This window comes from Sporosarcina obsidiansis, from assembly GCF_009651005.1.
Classification (GTDB): domain Bacteria; phylum Bacillota; class Bacilli; order Bacillales_A; family Planococcaceae; genus Sporosarcina; species Sporosarcina obsidiansis.
Genome location: NZ_WHVW01000002.1, coordinates 178,618 through 196,301 on the forward strand (window position 1 = coordinate 178,618; position 17,684 = coordinate 196,301).

The 17,684-nt window shown below is 39.1% G+C and carries 13 protein-coding genes and 2 riboswitches; of the genes, 3 read left to right on the top strand and 10 right to left on the bottom strand.

Annotated elements, in window-relative coordinates:
• Nucleotide 1 precedes the first annotated feature (1 nt).
• Both GD002_RS18115 and GD002_RS02440 read right to left on the bottom strand, forming a co-directional pair.
• A complete protein-coding gene (locus GD002_RS18115; protein ID WP_330583373.1) occupies nucleotides 2-325 on the bottom strand; it encodes a DoxX-like family protein in 324 nt (107 codons plus the stop codon).
• On the bottom strand, nucleotides 276-902 hold the full coding sequence (locus GD002_RS02440) for an SRPBCC family protein (RefSeq protein ID WP_330583374.1): 627 nt from the start codon (nucleotides 900-902) through the stop codon (nucleotides 276-278). The genes GD002_RS18115 and GD002_RS02440 overlap by 50 nt, the downstream gene beginning before the upstream one ends.
• 180 nt (nucleotides 903-1,082) lie before the next feature.
• On the opposite strand from GD002_RS02440, the gene GD002_RS02445 reads away from it, so the two are divergent.
• On the top strand, nucleotides 1,083-1,784 hold the full coding sequence (locus tag GD002_RS02445) for a hypothetical protein (protein WP_153730741.1): 702 nt from the start codon (nucleotides 1,083-1,085) through the stop codon (nucleotides 1,782-1,784).
• Between the two features lie 190 nt (nucleotides 1,785-1,974).
• Here GD002_RS02445 and GD002_RS02450 read toward each other — a convergent pair whose 3' ends face one another.
• From GD002_RS02450 to qoxA, 7 genes are all read right to left on the bottom strand, one after another.
• Nucleotides 1,975-2,295, bottom strand: a complete 321-nt coding sequence (locus GD002_RS02450; protein ID WP_194841440.1) for a hypothetical protein — start codon at nucleotides 2,293-2,295, stop codon at nucleotides 1,975-1,977.
• Between the two features lie 37 nt (nucleotides 2,296-2,332).
• Nucleotides 2,333-3,715: a coiled-coil domain-containing protein gene (locus GD002_RS02455; protein ID WP_153730743.1), complete on the bottom strand. Its 1,383-nt coding sequence runs from the start codon at nucleotides 3,713-3,715 to the stop codon at nucleotides 2,333-2,335.
• Between the two features lie 347 nt (nucleotides 3,716-4,062).
• Complete coding sequence (locus tag GD002_RS02460; RefSeq protein ID WP_194841441.1) at nucleotides 4,063-4,431, bottom strand: spore germination protein GerW family protein; 369 nt, start codon at nucleotides 4,429-4,431, stop codon at nucleotides 4,063-4,065.
• Between the two features lie 515 nt (nucleotides 4,432-4,946).
• Entirely contained in the window at nucleotides 4,947-5,237 is a 291-nt protein-coding gene (gene qoxD / locus GD002_RS02465) for a cytochrome aa3 quinol oxidase subunit IV (protein WP_153730745.1), read from the bottom strand.
• A gap of 1 nt (nucleotide 5,238) precedes the next feature.
• On the bottom strand, nucleotides 5,239-5,835 hold the full coding sequence (gene qoxC / locus GD002_RS02470) for a cytochrome aa3 quinol oxidase subunit III (protein WP_153730746.1): 597 nt from the start codon (nucleotides 5,833-5,835) through the stop codon (nucleotides 5,239-5,241).
• Nucleotides 5,832-7,778 carry a cytochrome aa3 quinol oxidase subunit I gene (qoxB, locus tag GD002_RS02475; protein WP_153730747.1) on the bottom strand — a complete coding sequence of 649 codons (1,947 nt, stop codon included), beginning with the start codon at nucleotides 7,776-7,778 and terminating at the stop codon, nucleotides 5,832-5,834. Before qoxB ends, qoxC begins: the two co-directional genes overlap by 4 nt.
• A 33-nt stretch (nucleotides 7,779-7,811) precedes the next feature.
• Nucleotides 7,812-8,717 (bottom strand): cytochrome aa3 quinol oxidase subunit II, encoded by a 906-nt coding sequence (gene qoxA / locus GD002_RS02480; RefSeq protein WP_194841442.1) that lies wholly within the window; start codon nucleotides 8,715-8,717, stop codon nucleotides 7,812-7,814.
• 779 nt (nucleotides 8,718-9,496) lie between these two features.
• Here qoxA and GD002_RS02485 point away from each other — a divergent pair.
• Nucleotides 9,497-10,396 (top strand): ABC transporter substrate-binding protein, encoded by a 900-nt coding sequence (locus tag GD002_RS02485; protein ID WP_153730748.1) that lies wholly within the window; start codon nucleotides 9,497-9,499, stop codon nucleotides 10,394-10,396.
• A gap of 236 nt (nucleotides 10,397-10,632) precedes the next feature.
• On the opposite strand, the gene GD002_RS02490 is transcribed toward GD002_RS02485, so the two are convergent.
• Nucleotides 10,633-15,936 carry an Ig-like domain-containing protein gene (locus GD002_RS02490; RefSeq protein ID WP_194841443.1) on the bottom strand — a complete coding sequence of 1,768 codons (5,304 nt, stop codon included), beginning with the start codon at nucleotides 15,934-15,936 and terminating at the stop codon, nucleotides 10,633-10,635.
• A gap of 191 nt (nucleotides 15,937-16,127) precedes the next feature.
• Nucleotides 16,128-16,318: riboswitch (cobalamin riboswitch) on the bottom strand.
• Between the two features lie 216 nt (nucleotides 16,319-16,534).
• Nucleotides 16,535-16,641, top strand: a riboswitch (TPP riboswitch).
• A 97-nt stretch (nucleotides 16,642-16,738) separates the two neighbouring features.
• Between GD002_RS02490 and GD002_RS02495 the strand changes: the two genes are divergently transcribed.
• Complete coding sequence (locus tag GD002_RS02495) at nucleotides 16,739-17,659, top strand: ABC transporter substrate-binding protein (RefSeq protein ID WP_153730750.1); 921 nt, start codon at nucleotides 16,739-16,741, stop codon at nucleotides 17,657-17,659.
• The last annotated feature ends 25 nt before the right edge of the window (nucleotides 17,660-17,684 follow it).

Below are 17,684 nucleotides of genomic sequence, written 5' to 3' on the forward strand. Positions count from 1 at the left end.
GTTACCTCTTTCTTTTACATGATGAAGCAGTCGGTACATCTCGACTCACCAACAGTCCGATTGCAGTTAATACGATCAACGATAGATTGAAAGTGACTGGATTAAATGGATGGATTGCTGTTACGGGTGAAGCGATGAGTGCTGCAAGTGTCAAAAGAGGAAATGCGATAATTTGCACGACTAATAGATGCCATTTGTTCCGATAAATAAGCCAGATAAGACCGAATAGTACTTCAGCTACTCCTATAGCCAACACGACATTCGTCTCCTGAATATCAGATAAAGATAATCCACTTGCGATCATAGACTTTTCTTGCGGATGCATTGCAATCAGCTTCGGCACAAGGCCTTGATAGAACCATAAAAACACAAAAAAAAACGGTTAGAAGCTGTGTCATGAAATATCGCTGATACTGTGAGGCTGGCGCTTCTCCTTTCTCTAGCCATCTTTTCAATACATCAAAACTTAACGCCGTCGCAAAACCCATCATTGGTCTAAAAAACACGTCAATGAATTGACCCACTCTTCCAAAATTCGATGTATAGTCATATTGCGTTAAAAATCTAGTTCCGTCTTCGATCGGCTCGTATTTCCAATACCCTCGTCCTTCTTTGATCGGTGATATTTTCTGATCTGTCCCAAAATGAAGAGAAGAACTTCGCGTACCATTAGCTAAATGAGCAGAACCACTGCTTTTCCCCCATCCCTCCACGGTCAGAAGCGGACCTACACTTCTGGTATAAGTAAAAAGCTGTGGTTGATCTTCTTCTTTTGGAAGATAGCATATGGATGAAAAACGTACATCCCATTGTGCGTGGAGTTCAGGATCTTGGGATGCATCCCAGACTCGCTGAATGGGGACGTTAATTGGTATTTCTACGTAGATTGGTTTTGACTTCATGTAAACACCTCTACTAATTTAGAATAACTCACGTTCACACTCTCAATATACAAAAGTATTTTCTTAACAACAACTTTAATAATTATACACTGTCAATAGGGTTTACATCCAAGCGCTTTAATCCTTCGTACATATAGTATAAGTGTAAGGTCTTACAAAATTGTTTTAGGAGGAAATTAAATGACAAAAGAGAATGAAAGTAAGGGAATGGATTTACAGTCTTTATATGAACAGACAGGTGCGTTTCCACCAAAACTTCAAAATTCACTTGGTTCAATAATTGGCTTTGACCCATTCACCTTAATTTGTGCCCATCAAGATCGCTTTATTTGTGTAGACACATTTGAAAAGAGGTATCCGATTACTGATTTTGCCGGTTCCCAAAACTGTCGCGGAGTTGTTTCTCCAATCGATCCAGACAACTGTGAGGTAATTCTAACATGTGCCAATGAAGCACCAAATGAAGATTGTTCTGCAGTTGATGTTACGATTGGTTATCAAGTAATCGTTCCTAATCCCAGCGATACAACTTGTGCAATAGTAATCAATGACACACACGATTTTTCTTGCTCTCGCTTCTTTAGCGTATCAACAGATCCTGGTATTGGACGCCGTGTATATGCTAGAGACGCTCTTAAAATCGTAGATGGATCTTGTGTACAAGTTTATCTAAATTGTACTGTTTCAACTGATGGAACAGAGCTTATTGTGAGAGGTTTTATTATTGACAAGCTCTGGAAAAAGGAAAATTTATTAATTGCCGCACCTGCATTTAGATTAAACAATACGGTTACGGTTGAAGATGAGTTTGCTCAAGCACCTGGTCCATGTCCTACAAATGGAGCTGGAAGTGGTATTGAAGATCTTGATTTAAACGCTTAATATAGTGCGATGAACAAAGGCAGCCACTTCAATGAAGTGGCTGCCTTTTATTTACATATTATAATTTCCCACTCTCCAATTGTATTTTGTATCCTGGAATAAGTCACTAAAAGATGGCCAACAAATAATGAGAGGGGGTATTAATGTCTTTGTTAAATAAAGTTACAAGAAAACGTCAAGGTCTCAAAATCTAGCATCCTTTTGCGTCCAAATATCGAATAATTCTATCCATTTTCTCATCTAAAGTCGTCAGCTTATCTCTTATCAGATGTAGTGTCTCCATATTCTTTTTCGACTCATTGGATTCGACTTTTTCAAACCTCCCATCTATACTTAGCGCTGACTTTTTAATGGCTTCTAGTTCTTGTTGGTTCACTTCCTTTACTTCATAAGTCGTATTGTTAGCAACCACGTTTAGTTCTATTTGATCCAGTATTCCATCTATTTGTTCTACTTCAGGAAATAGTTTCTTCAATTCATTTTTTAATTGATCGTTGTCACCTTTCGTCACACTTACCACCCTTTCTTGCCACCTGATAATTATTTTGTTAAAAATCATCTATTCTTGGGTATTTACTAAATTTTTTGTTTACGTAATATTTTTTATTATGCTTTGTATCCCCAAATATCTTCTTCCTTCTCAGAGAAGTTTTTTGAATTCCTTCATTTCTGCGGAAATCATTTTTCTGAAAACTCGATTTTTCTGGTTCCTTTCCCTTCCTTTCCGATCTTTCAGTTTGATTAATAAGAGTACACTCTATTTGTTGATTATTATCTTCCTTCAGCGATCGTTCTTCCAATTCAATCAGTACGACTTTCTTCTTTTTTATATGTTGAAATAAATCTGGATTTTCCTTTTTCAATTTATGAATTGTAGTTTTAGATTTCTGCACTTGCACATCATCCGCGTCTATTTTATTTCCCGCTGGCAACTTTTTAATTTTTTCTGCTGTTTGCTCTTCTACAAGTGCTCTAATTTGCCTTAAAACTCTCTCTGAAATTACTTCTTTATTATCTATTCGATTTATATCATCTGTTTGCTTCTTTACTAGTTCTAAAACCTGTTCATTCTTTTGCTTTTGAGCTAGAATTTGTTCATCTACCTTCTTCTCTATTTCTTCACTTCTACGTGCAGATTGTTCTAGTTGCTCCCTCAATACATCGTTTGATTTCTGAATGGAAATCATTTGATTAATCCACTCTTGAGAGGATAACTGATTATTAATAAACTGTTGTTCTAATTTCTGGTTTTCCGTATCTAAATCCATCAGCTTTTGTTCTGTTATTTCATGCTTTCCATGTAATTCTTTAAGTTCATTTAAGTGACACTTTAATTCAATCGAGAGAAAATGATCCACTTGTTTTTGAGTTTCCCCAAAAGTTTCCTCTTGAATTTCTAGTCGTTTAATAACATCTAGTTGACTTTCTGTTTGATCCAAGAATTGTTCGTTCAATTTCTTTTGCGCTGTAATTTGTTCATATACTTTCTTTTCTATTTGTTCACTTGTTAAGGCGTATTGTGTAAGCTGAACTATGATTTCATCGTTTGACTTCTGAATGGAATTTATTTGTTCGATCCATTTTTCTTCTGATAACTGTTTATTATTAAATTGTTGTCGTAATTTTCGATTTCCAGCTTCTAAATCTAAAAGCTTTTGTACGACATACTTATTTTTTCTATCAAAAAATTCTTTAAATTCTTTAAACTGTTGGTCCATTTCATCCTGATACTCATTTTGCCTATTTTTTTGTTGTTTACCTCTCATTTTCAGATCACCAATGGATTGGTAAAATGATTTATTTATCTTTTGTTGCTCCTTCAATAGCTCGGATAAAGGATCGCTCCTAAAAAACTTCTGATTACTGTCTTTTATTTCTTCTTGATTTTTATACATATTTTTATGCTGATCGTTATTAATAAATAAACTCATCCTTCATGAGCACCTCCTTTTATTCTTCTTTACTTTAATAGCTTATGCACTAGGTAAAAGTATAGCGACAATTTTTAAGCCTGCTAAAACAGAACACAACGAAAAAGCCGTTGAAAATCTATTCCCAACGACTTTTAATGTTCTTCCTCTTAAAATCAATGTTTAGTAGATAATTAGATATGCTACCATATTAATTGTATTCTTTATTACACTAGAACCCCCCTTCTTGTTTGTAGATTGGTCACTGCTTCACAGGCTTCGATTGATCGGGATATCATGTAAAGAGCTTTTCAATAGCACGCAGAACTAATGAAAAGCCTTATGATTTCTCTATCATGTATTCCAAATCACTTTCCCTTACAAAGCGCCAACAACCCTAAAACACCACCAACCATCACAGTCAATTCGGTTAGTTTTTTCACATCCAAAGTAGACTCAAACTTCACTTGGTCAGGTGTGATAACATATACGCCAACGGGTCTAATAGTAAAAGCACCACCGCCACCTTCTCCTCCGCTCCCGTCACCACCGCCACCAACTGCGTATTTAACTTTTGCCACAGGAACTACCTTTTGCAAACCAAGTTCAATCGGTTCCCCATATATGAGGGACACGTCTTTTTGGTTGGCGAACTTATTGAAAATCGTTTTAACAGGTGTTTCGATATATTCGTTTTGCACTGCTTTCTTGTTCGGTTGATCTTGTCCATTATTCATGTTCATTCCTCCCTTAACTTTACTCAATCGCTCTTGATCTAAAATCCCCTTCTATATATATGCAGCATTGGATCTAGATACTCATGTAAACAACCATCGCGTTTGTAAAGATTCATTTTTTGAAATGAAAAAGGCACCATGCATATACGCATGATGCCTCAGCTTGTAGACAAACCCCAATAAAAGGTTCGTTCATTAACTTTAACTTTTTCATTGGTATTAGTCTCTAACAATTCTCAAAAAGGTAACAATACTCTCTTTTACGAACTAGAAATGGCCGATCCGCTTAAAAAACTAAAGAATTACGCTAGTTGATCGTAGTGGAAGGCGGCGACTCCGAGAGGATCAGCGTGAGACTTGAGACCCCGCAGGGAGCGAAGCGGACGAGGAGGCTCAAGCCACGCCCTCCGGAAAGCGTCCGTCTGGAACGTAGATCAACGGTACCTTTCCCTCTTTCTTTTCCTTTGTCTACAGTCTGAGGCACCATGCATATGCGCATGATGCCTCTCTTGTATTCAAATCATTTGATAACCCCACATCATCGCAAACAACGTACCAAAAATAGTAACCAGCCCTACAAATAATGCGTAACCAATATTGGTTAGAAGAACGGACTTGTTTTCATTTTCTCCTACATGCATAAAGAGAAATAACTGTAATGCTGCTTGGATTAAGGCAGTGATTCCTAGTATCGTCATGCCCATACCAAATGATAGGTGAAACTTAACAACTACAAGCGCAATAAGTGAAAGGAGTAAGGAAGAAACAAAACCGATCACATGTGGAACCGGGAAAAGTTGTTTCATGTTACATCATTCCTTTCAGATAGACGAAGCTGAAAATGAAGATCCAGACAACATCTAAGAAATGCCAATACAAAGAAAAGATAAATGATTTATTTGCCGTTTCGGGTGTTAAACCACGTTTTTTTACTTGCATCAAGATCGCACCGCCCCACAGTAAACCAAATGTCACGTGGGCACCATGTGTTCCGAGCAACGTAAATAACGCGGATAGGAATGCGCTTGTCTGCATGGTCGCGCCTTCATGTACATAAGTAACAAATTCTGTAATTTCCACACCTAAGAACACAAGCCCAAAAAGGAGGGTAATTCCAAAGAAAGTCATCATCGCTTTTTTATTGCCAAGTCTCATGGCGTGAATGCCAAGTCCAATGGTAAAACTACTGGAAAGCAATACAATTGTCTCGATCATTACAGGAGTGAGTTCAAAAATATGACTACCAGCCGGACCATTCCCCACGTTATTTTGCAACGTAAAGTAGACAGCGAATAGTGTAGAGAACAATACAATTTCCGCACCTAGAAAGATCCAGAACCCCAAGATTTTCATCTTATTTTCCTCTGTACTATATTCAAGTGGCAAAGAGTGATCTATCTTCATTTTTTCTCACCTCTCAATGCATTTTCTGTCTGTTCAATTTCTTCAACAGAGATGTAATGTCCGTGATCTTGTTCGAATGTTCGATATGTCATCGTTCCTAAGATGAACAAGCCTGCAATGATCGCAGGAATCCACCAACTGAAGACCATAAAGAAACCAAAGAAGAAGAATGCCACACCCATGATAAACGGTTGTCCATTATTGTTTGGCATATGAATCGGTTCATAGGAGCCTTCCTCAGTCAACGGTTTCCCCTCTTTTTTAGCGAACCAGAAGGCATCCAATTTATCGACAACTGGCGTCTTCGCAAAGTTGTACTCTGGAACAGGACTAGGCGTACTCCATTCCAATGACCGCGCATCCCAAGGATCACCTGTCACTTCGCGCGGCTGATATCTTGTACTCCAATAGATATTGTAGACAAGCAAGATGAAACCGATTGTTAAGCCGACAGCACCGACCATGGAAAGCATATTTAACGGACCGTAGCCTGTACTTTCAGAATAGGTATACATTCTGCGCGTCATCCCGTTTAATCCAAGAATGAATAACGGGAAGAAAGTTACGTTGAATGAAATGGCGATAAACCAGAACGACCATTTACCCAGTTTTTCATTCAATTTAAAGCCGAATAGTTTAGGGAACCAATAATGGAAGCCTGCAATAACGGCAAATACGGTACCCGGAATCAATACATAGTGGAAGTGAGCGACCAAGAACATCGTATTGTGATATTGATAGTCGGCACTTGCCATCGCTAGCATGACCCCCGTCACCCCACCAATCGTAAAAATCGGAATGAACGCGAGCGAATAAAGCATTGGCGTGGTAAAGCTGATTTTTCCTCGCCGCAATGTGAAGAGCCAGTTAAATATTTTGACACCCGTAGGTATCGCGATCGCCATCGTCGTAATCGAGAAGACACTATTAACCATGACGCCATGTCCCATTGTATAGAAGTGGTGAACCCATACTAAGAATGACAGTAATGAAATGGCGACCATACTATAGACCATTGATTTATAGCCATACAAGTTTTTTCGCGCAAACGTAGCGATAATCTCGCTGTAAATACCAAATGCTGGCAAAATGACAATATAGACTTCCGGATGGCCCCATACCCAGAACAAGTTTGCCCATAGCATGTCCATCCCGCCATTTTGCATCGCAAAGAACTGTGTGCCAAATTGGCGGTCGAGCATCATCAGTGCAAGAGCAACTGTTAATACAGGGAAAGCGAAAATGATGATGACACTCGTAATCAAGATGGACCACGTAAACATCGGCATTTTCATTAATTTCATACCAGGAGCACGCATTTTTAAAATTGTCACAAGGAAGTTAATCCCTGTCATGAGCGTTCCGATCCCTGCAATTTGCAAAGCCAGTGAGTAGTAGTTATTCCCGACAGTTGGACTGAATTCCAAACTAGCTAGCGGGAAATATGCAGACCAACCAGCGTCAGGTGATCCTCCAATAACGAAAGAAATATTCAACAGCATCGCTCCGAAAAAGAAGAGCCAGAAGCTGACCGCGTTTAAACGAGGAAACGCAACGTCTCGTGCTCCAATTTGAAGCGGAATGACAACGTTCATTAAACCAATAATGAATGGCATTGCCATAAAGAGAATCATGATGATCCCATGAGTAGTAAAAATTTCATTGTAATGCTGTCCGTCAAGTAACCCGTTATTCGGTACCGCTGTTTGTGCTCTCATTAAGAGGGCATCAACGCCACCACGGAACAACATGAGTAAAGCTGCAATAATGTACATGACACCGATCTTTTTATGGTCAACCGTTGTCAGCCATTCACGCCACAGATATCCCCACTTTTTAAAGTACGTAAGGCCTACTGGTATTGCGATAGATACGAGTACAATGCTGACCATCGCTGCGTATATCATCGGCTCTCCGGTGACAAAAAATTCATCCCATTTCATAGATGTTGACTCCTTTCGAGGTTAGGGTTGAAACTAGTTGTGTTGATGTTCACCGTGCATATCTGATTCAGTTTCATGCGTCATATCCATATCATCTCCGTGATGATGACCAGCATTCTCGCCTTCAGGAGCTGGACTAAACTCTAAGTGTGTGGATGTATAAGTTTTACGGCCCAATACACCTGGTTCAAGTAATTGATTGAACTCTTCTTCTGTTAACTTAGGTGCCGTGTCTTTCACATCTTGCACCCACTCATCATATTGTTTTGCAGTTAACACTTGTGCTTCAAACTCCATATGTGCGAAGTCTTTCCCGCTGAAGTTAGAGTTTTTCCCCATATAAGATCCTGGAGTATCCGCTGCAAGATGAATAGTTGTCACCATATCACTCATCGCATATTTTTGACCAGCTAGCTGAGGGATCCAGAAACTTGAGATAGGACCATACGAATAAAGCTTGAATTCTATAGGTCGATCTTCTGGGAAATTGACGTAATTCACTGTCTCTATGCCTTCTTCAGGATAACTAAAATGCCATTTCCAGTTGGAAGATGAAGCATAGATAATAAGTGGCTCTTCATTTGCATAGGCTTTCGGTGTACTTTCTACTTCTAATGTGGATCGTACCGTCACGACTGACAAGATCACTACAATAATTACCGGAATTGTAATCCACGTTATTTCAAGCCATTTGCTACCTTCTTCATGTGGCGGCTCGTAATCATCCGCTAATTTGGATGCTCGGTACTTCACTAACATAAAAGCAAAAAGGACATAAACGACGAATAGAATCGCTGCCATCATTAAGATAGAAAAGAGAATCGTATCTGAAATCGTTTTAGCCTGCGGTCCTTTAGGGTCAAAAATGAGCAACGGATTATCGCAACCGGATAAAATCATAAGTAGAAAACTCGAAATCAATAACCATTTCTTCTTCAATGGGTACTCCCCTCTTTCTCATATATTTAAAGAGTTCATACTTTATTAACTATTTTTAAATAGTAAACAAAGTTAATGTTTATTACATTTAAAGTAAATGAACACTTTCGTGAAACCTATATTATTCTCTTTTTAGATAAACGGCAACAGTTAACAACCGTTGTCACAAAAGGTTCTTATATAGATTTTATATATTAGCAGGTTATAAAAATATTAGAATCCAAACCAGATAAAAGAAAAAATGGATTGTGAATTTATTGTGAAAAACTATATTAAACAAATCTTGTCGCTTGACTTTTTTACAGAAAAAGTATTTAAATTCATAAAAAAAATCAGAAAGAACATGAAGTATGCTCTTTCTGATTTTCCTCATTATTTCGCCATTTGAATAGTATACCGACATTCTCGCAACCCACAAATGAAAAAAGAGCTAATCCATAAACTCTATTTTCGCTAGACAGTTTTACACCCAATTAAGCTAAAGATAATGGTGAGGCATATATCTATGAATACCATATTAGCGATGTGTAATTGATATTCCTAAATAACAATATTTTCTGTTTACTTTCTACTCACCTATGCTATGCTTACTTTTAGTACCTATTTATCATTTTACTAATTATACTTTGGATAGTTGTCGAAAATAGACATCAAGAATTTAAGCCTATTTCGATTAATAACAACTCGAAAAGCATGAATACAAAGTATATTCATTTGTATAATATATTGATTCCTGTTCTCTGGTGGAACCCACTTTTTATAGAAGGAGGAGTTTGAAAATGTATAGGTTAACAATTGGGTTAGACTGGTTTTTGAATCCTGCTCATATGCCACTAATAATCGGAATAAAAAAAGGTTGGTTTACAGAGGAACAATTGGAGATTGAGATGATCGAACCAATGGATCAATTCGATTCTCTTGATAAAATAAAAGCTGGAGAAATAGATCTAGCCATTACCGAGCCGGTGCAATTAGTTGAAAATCGCGCAGATGGAGTCAATATCCTAGGCTTTGCACGATTCTTACATACAAACGGTGGTGTCATGTATCTGAATGGAATAGGCATCAAACGCCCACGAGACTTGATCGGCAAACGAATTCAATATCCAGGTGCGCCCGGCCTTAATGGTTTAGCAATCGTAAAGACCATGGTAGAACAAGACGGAGCCACGTGTAGCTATGAAGATTTCTATCCCGTCAACAACAGTTTTTATCATTTAGATGCGCTTGAGAGTGGCCAAGCAGAGGCTGCAGCTTTAATTTTTCATAACATTGAGATTACGGAAGCATCATACAAAGAATTCGATGTCGATTACTTTGCTCTAAAGGACTGGGGTATTCCGGACTTCTGCCAGCTAATACTGATTACTACTCCTCAAATGCTAGATGTACATAAAGAGAGGCTGCAGAAATTCGTCAAAGTCTTAAGAAGATCCATCGATTTTATTTTTGAGCATCCAGAAGAGGCAAAAGCAATTTACCTACACTACGTAGGGGTTGATCCTGAAGATGCTTTATCCCATAAGACCATAGACGCGACTATTTCTTGCTTCACCTATGACTTCTCTATGTCCAACGAATATTACAGTCAACTCCAAACATGGGTAGCAGACGTAGGAAAAATTAAAAACACCGTAAATCCCGATGTTTTTTGGACGAATCAATTGAGCCTTTTGTAAATGCAGTACGTAACGTCCTACTTTGTAAAAAGGAAGTTTCATTAGAAAGCTTTTGATGTATCAAATATCAAAAGAGGTAACATTTACTACCAGGGGAAGAAATAATGTCACTAACTATAGTTCAAATCAACTTGATTGTTTGGTTCTTCGATCCTGACATAAAGAAAATACACAAAGAAAATCCCCTGGGTGAACCGCTAAAGTTCATCCAAGGGATTTCATGTTCCATCCGTTAATTATTCAACAATAAAAATTTTACGAATATCTTTTTTTAATTTTTTGCCACTAGCCGACATAATTTCCGAAATCGTTATATAGTATAGCTCTCCTTTTTCATAATAAGCATTCGGCTGAATACTTACTGTTTTTCCATCATCAGAAAGCTTTACTTTCATATCCACTTTTTCTCCAGCCGCGTTTTGAACTGTAATTCTTTCTAGATTTTCACGGTTGTTTAACAACGCACCTGAGAAACTAACATTCCATTCTTTATTCGGAACCGTATCACTTACGATATCAAAATATTCATATGGTTTGTCGTTATCAAGTACAACCACTTTCATAGTACCTTCTGGAAGGTTGATACCCCCCTTTATTTCTTCTCCATTGTTACCAATTTGAACAATCAGGAACCCACCGACTACTTGATTATTCTCGATTTGTGCGGGTTTGCTCGTCCCGGTCTTGTCATCCTTAACTTGGATTTCAACTTTATTATCCTTAATTACAGTTTCCACATGTTTGGGTGCTTCTGCAACTGGTGGTTTCTCTGGCTTCGGCTCTGGTTTTGGTTCTGGTTTTGGTTCTGGACTTGGACTGCCTAAATCCGCACCTAGATTTGTCGTATATCGCCAGCGAAGGACATCTCCTTCTTTAAGTTGATACAATCCAGCGCTATATTCAGGGAAGATACCATTTACGGAATACATCCAGCCACTTCCGGTACCATGATCAAATTCACCTAAATTATCGATGGCTTGTACATATAACGTACTTCCGTTACCGATGGATTGAACTGAAATGCCTTTTTCATTCGCAATTCGTTGCAATGCTGTGAATGCCGTATCTCCAGTTTGAATGGGAACGGTAGTGGACGAAATAATGTTCCCTTGTCCAATTGTTTGTTTTTCTACCGAAATCGTTACCGTCTTTTTCTTTTCTGGAACCGTAGGAGGAGTTACTTTCGTTACCATAAGAGTTGCGGTAGCTGTAAAGTTTCCTTCCGCTGTAGTAGCGGTGATGGTGGCCGTTCCGTCAGAAATCCCTGTCACTAGACCAGCAGCATTTACCTTCGCAATATCCGCATTGCTACTAGACCATATGACTGTCTTATTACTAGCCTTTACAGGAAGGACCGAGGCTGTCAATTGGACACTCTCACCTACCTGCACCTCACTGTACTTTGGAGATATTTCGATTCCAGTAACAGCTGTGTTGTCTGTATCACCTTTTAGTTCGATATCATTCATATCATAAAGACTAGTTTTGTCATTAAAGAAACGATCTAGTGCTACCAACGTATGTAGCGCTTGGTCTGTTGCGATAGGATTGCCATTACCACTAAACATATGGGAGAAAGAGCCGTCCGGATTACTGTACGTCATCTGACCATCAAACAGACTGAATCCACCTTTAATGAAGCGCTTATCAGTATGTGGGTTGATTCCCATTTCTAGAAGAGCCAACATTACCTGGCTGGTGGATTCAGAGTTTCCGTAAGAGCCGTCTATGCCTTGCATCGTCGAGAGTTTTGTAATAGCCTTTTCTACCGCACCCTTTGCTGCAGGATGATCCTGGTGCTTGGCTAATGCCTGAATGGCCATAGCGGTCATATCTACGCTAGATGATTTATTATCATACAGTCCGAAACTGCCATCTTCCAGCTGATAGTTTGCAAGCAGCTTGTTGATCATGCCATCAATTGTAATAGAAGCATCGTTAGGCTGAGTGAAGCTATTGTGAGCTTCCACTGACAGCAATGCAAAAATCAACTCGTTAGATCCTTGGTAATCACCAAGCTCACCATTGTTCATACCAGGAAAGTTAGCTTTTTTGTTCCAACTGTAGGCCAATAAATCTACACCATTTACATCTCGCGGATCTTTTCCGATTGCTGTTAGTGCCAATGCGACACGTTGAACATCCGTTACTTTGTTATCCCAGCGTTTTGTATCTTTTGCTATCTCTATGGCTACTTGTTCATAAACAGAAGCGTAATACGATTCATAGAAATTTTCGGGTCCTTCATAACCAGCCCGAGCCAAGCCGAAAACAGACCATTCATTTCCAAATTTTAGACTTCCGACTTTCTCTGTCTGGTATTCTATTGTTCGTTTCAATGCATCGCTTACCTGTTCTTGAACAGGTTTTTCTATTACCGTATCGCCTGTTGTAACTGTAATCGTCAAAGTGATCGGTTTAGCTCCGTTTTTATCATCTACCGGTGTTCCTGTGAGTGTGACGGTTCCTTCTTTAACACCACGGATTAGCCACTGATCGTTGGAAACCGTCCCTTCTTTTATAGAACCATTCTCATCGTTAACCATAATGACAGGATAATTACGGTAAGCAGAAACTTCACCTGTGCCCGTTTGTTCCCACTTCATGTTGCTTTCTGTCACATGGTAGTTATCGTTGGACTTTGGTCCCTTGAAAACTAATCCGGCGTCTATAGATTGTCCTTTTTTCACAGTTAATGTACTATTTTTTGTAGACAAGCTAGTTAGCGGATTGAAATATTTTATCTCTACTTCTGAAGTACCACTTGGTTTTGACACCAGATTAGGATCATTACTCGTTACAGTAAGGTTAACTTTACCTTCTTTAAGTGGTACCAAACTGTTTTGCATGGACCCCTTATAAGTCAGAACATCGTTATTATCACTTGTTGTTGTATAATCTTTTGCGTAAGTAGCATTGTTCGGCAGTACCTTCGCAATATGGTACTCACTACCAACGATTACATTACCGCTCTCATCCAAGTTTCGCAAAGGGTTAAAGCTGGCTACACCAGGTGTATCATTCTGGCCGATGGAGTTTGGATTGCGGCCGTGAATATAGTAAGTGCCTTCAAATGTAGGCTCAATACTTTTTACCGCTGTATAACCTGAATTGACAGTAATGGTCTTGCTGACGTTTCCTAAAGAAACTGTAATCGTAGCAGAACCAACTTTTTTCACTGTAATGTAGCCTCTCGTGTCAACATTTATGACCGACGGATTACTGCTTGTCCAATCGAATAAGCTTGCAAATGCTGGGGAGAATCTATCACCGTTCACTCGAACACTAGGTATAATACTGAAATCTTCACTGCCAGCAGTGGTATAGATATCTCCCGTTAAATCAGTACCGTTTACAATAAGTGCAAGATCAAATAATTGTGGAGCTTCAGCTATAAGAGTGAAAGACTGAATTTCCTTCCCGTTTACATCTAGCGCCTTTACCGTGACTGTACCTGCTCCACGAATAAATACCTTACCGCTAGTTGACGCAACGATGATCGGTGAATTCGTTTCATTGGACTTGACTTCCCAACGAACATGTCCTTCGTAGCCTTGTAACTTGAGCTGCGCAACATAGCCATCCTCTTGACCGAAAATACTTGTAGTCAATATGTCATTTTTACTCGTAATCTTTTTAGTAGATTGATCTACCAAATCAGTCATTACTACAGGATAGAAAGTTCCCTCAATAGTAGCTTCAGGACCAAAGTATGGAAGACCTTCCTTATTACGATTCCATTTCACTCCTGTTTTTCCGCGTTGCGCGTTTAAAGAAGCAGAGAAAGCTTCTTCCATTATTTCATCTAATGTCTTTTGTCTAACAGTAGTACTAATGTCTTCTTCAGCAACGTCTTCTTCACCAACGCCTTTTTCGCCAAATACCCAGTAACTATTCCAGATGAAGAGAGATTTACCACTTTCACCAATTAGTCCACCAGCAGGGGTACCGATTACTGTACCAGTAACATATGTGTTCACCACTTCTGCCGAATGTTTTGCAGGTACCTGCCCCGCGATGCCACCTGAAGGTTTGTCCCCTCCATCAACATTCACCCAAGAATACGAGTTAAATATGTTTCCACTCAAAATTTCAGCGAACGCACCACCACCTACTACTTGACCAGTAAGTCCAAGGTTCCGGACCTCAGCACCTTCGGCAATCGTATGAAATAGAGGTTTTGCTCTTTCTGAAAAAGCGATAGTGTGACCATTACCGTCCAGCTTACCTCTAAATGTATTTGTATTCCCTGCATACTCTAGAATATCAGCAGTTAGACGGTATCGTTGACCGTCAGCTATGCTAGAAAGCTCTTCAGCTGTCGCAATTTCGATCCAAGGTAGCTCAACTAGATTTTTAATTGCTTCCGATAGATTCGTATACGCATTCAATACATCTGCATCTGTTAGACCTTTACTTGTTGCAGACCCAGCATCCTTATACACATTATATGCAATGAGATCAGCGTTAATCATTTCCTTCCAGCTTACACTCGTGTAGTCATCAAAGTATAATGCCTTTACTTTTTCCAATTCATTCTGAAGCAATGTGTAATGCTTCATCGTGATTAGTTCATCAATAGCAGTATTTAGTGAATTGACAGCATTGTTTACGGTTGTCTGCGTTGCTTTATCATTTTCTATTAGAGATTTTCCTAGAGCAATAGCCTGTTGTAATTTATCCCAGCTAACAGGAGTGTATACTTCCTTTTGATATCCCTTTGTCTTCTCCATTACTCCATTTAATACTGATTTATCAACATATTGTGAACCACTTCCATCAGATACGGAGCCCACTGGTTTAGGGATGTCGTCAACAATTTCCCATGATCGTAGCCCGGCGGAAACGGAGACTAAGTCATTTAGTACAATTAACACTCCGTCATAGTCTGTCGCAGTTATTTTTTCAACAGGATTAGTCACATTCCCTGCAGCTTGGGCTACATATTTGGCGTTAGTGGCTGTCCAATAGGAGTTAGCAAAAGAAGCCCCACTGCCATTTGTAGCAATACCATATGAATCACCAAATGACCCCGGCGTTAGTTTACTTGTTACTAAAACCCCTTGCGCCGCCCCACCGCTCATTACCCCAATGAGACCAGCTACCTTTCCGAAACGTTCAGTAACTGTAACGGAAGCACCAGACCAACTATTTTGTATGAGACCACCTGTCATGGTGTAAGCCAGTGCACCTGTGTTTTTCGTTTCAGTTACCTGCCCATCCAATAACAAGTTCTGCACAGTACCATTCAAATTATTAAACAGCGGTTTCCCGTTTAACGTAATCGTCTTCCCATTACCATCAAGTGTTCCGGTAAAATTAATAGGCGTCCAATCAGTTAGATTAATATTATCTGCTAACTTATAGCTGGCACCTTCACTCATGTTGGCTAAACCATCTTGGTCCGTGATTTCCGTCACGTTGGCGGTTTCTGTAATGTCACCTTCCGCAAAAGCCATCTGAGGAAATGCTGAAGCAGGTAGCATACCCATCAGCAAAACTAGTATCAAAAATACATTCGTGATCTTATTAAGTCTCATCATATTCTCTCCTTATGTCATCTGTTAATAAATCTTCTGGTTGTCAACAAGTTTAGCTAACAACATCCACCTTCCTTTTCTTTTTTTTTCAATAAAAAAGCCCACACTTCCGAAAAAGGAGGTGAAGGCCATGTATTTTTCAATAAAAAATCGATTGAACGATACACAATTCAACCTTTTTCCGGAAGGTTTCATGCGAGAATAGTGTGGCAAGTCTCCTGACTTATGGGTATACTACGTGTCTTCTGCCTTCCCAGTTTTTCAACCAGTGGCTATGTAGAAGTCACTTCCCAATTACAGTGGCCGGACCGTTCAGGATTTTCACCTGATTCCTTATTAATCTTTGACCCGAAGGCAAAGAACCAAACTATTAACTATTTAACTAATAAGTACATTACACTATTCTAATAGACTCAACGACTAAAAACAACATAATTCGACATCTGTGTCTGTTCTTAATTTTATATTCTTTCAAAAAAGAGAGTAAAAAGAAATTCTTAACTGTAATACGGTTTACATTTATTACTTGAATTCGTAAAATAACTTTCTTTTCGTTTATTTCTAGCTTTTCTATGCTATTATTAATGCTAGTTATATATTTTTTTGCTAGGGGCGCTTCGTAGAGAAGCTGAGAGAAGACTCGGTCTTTAACCCTTTGTACCTGATCTGGTTAGTGCCAGCGTAGGAAAGCGAGCTTGCTTATTTCACTTCACAAATGAAATATGCGGATTCCTTTCATCGGAAGGAATCCGCTTTTTTTATTGAGTTTAACTTAAGTATAAGGATGAGGAGATGTTCGTTAATGGAGAAATTAATAATTGGATTAGAATGGTTTTTGAATCCCGACCATATGCCGCTCATTATTGGAATGAAAAAAGGCTGGTTTGCAGAAGAAGATTTAGAAATTGAAATGGTTGAACCTGAGGAACATTTCGACGCAATAGATGAAATGAAGGCTGGAAAGATGGATATCGCTATTACTGAACCATTGCACTTAGTCGAAGATCGTGCAGAAGGTGAAGATGTCGTTGGTTTTGCCCGCTTCTTGCATACGAACGGTGGAGTTATGTATATGAAAGGAAAAGGAATCGAACGTCCACGCGATTTGATTGGAAAACGCATCCAATATCCTGGTGCTCCTGGTCTTGGTGGACTTGCCATCGTCAAGACAATGGCAGAACATGACGGTGCAACGTGCAGCTATGAGGATTTTAAGTCAGTCAACAATGGTTTTTACCATACGGACGCACTAGAGACTGACAAAGCAGACGCCGCCACTCTCATTTTCAAAAACTTCGAAATTACCGAAGCACAGCACAAAGGATTAAAAGTTGATTACTTCGCGTTAAAAGATTGGGGAATTCCTGATTTTTGTCAATTAATTCTTATCACAACTTCCCAAGTACTATCCGAACGTGAAGAGAGTCTACGAAAATTTACAAAAGTCTTTCGTAAAGCGATCGATTTCATATTCGAACAACAGGTTGAGGCAAAAGCAATTTACTTGGACTATATAAAAGCTGGAGCAGAGGATACGCTTGCCATTAAAACAATGGAAGCAACCATTCCTTGTTTTACCTATGATTTCTCTATGACTGATGATTACTACAGCCAATTGCAATCATGGCTAGTAGAGACAGGGAAAATCAAAAACCCAATTCAACCCGAAGATTTTTGGACAAATCATCTAAGTCTATTAGAGAAGTGGCCAGTGACGAACTGAGTTGGTATGAATATAATCACATAAC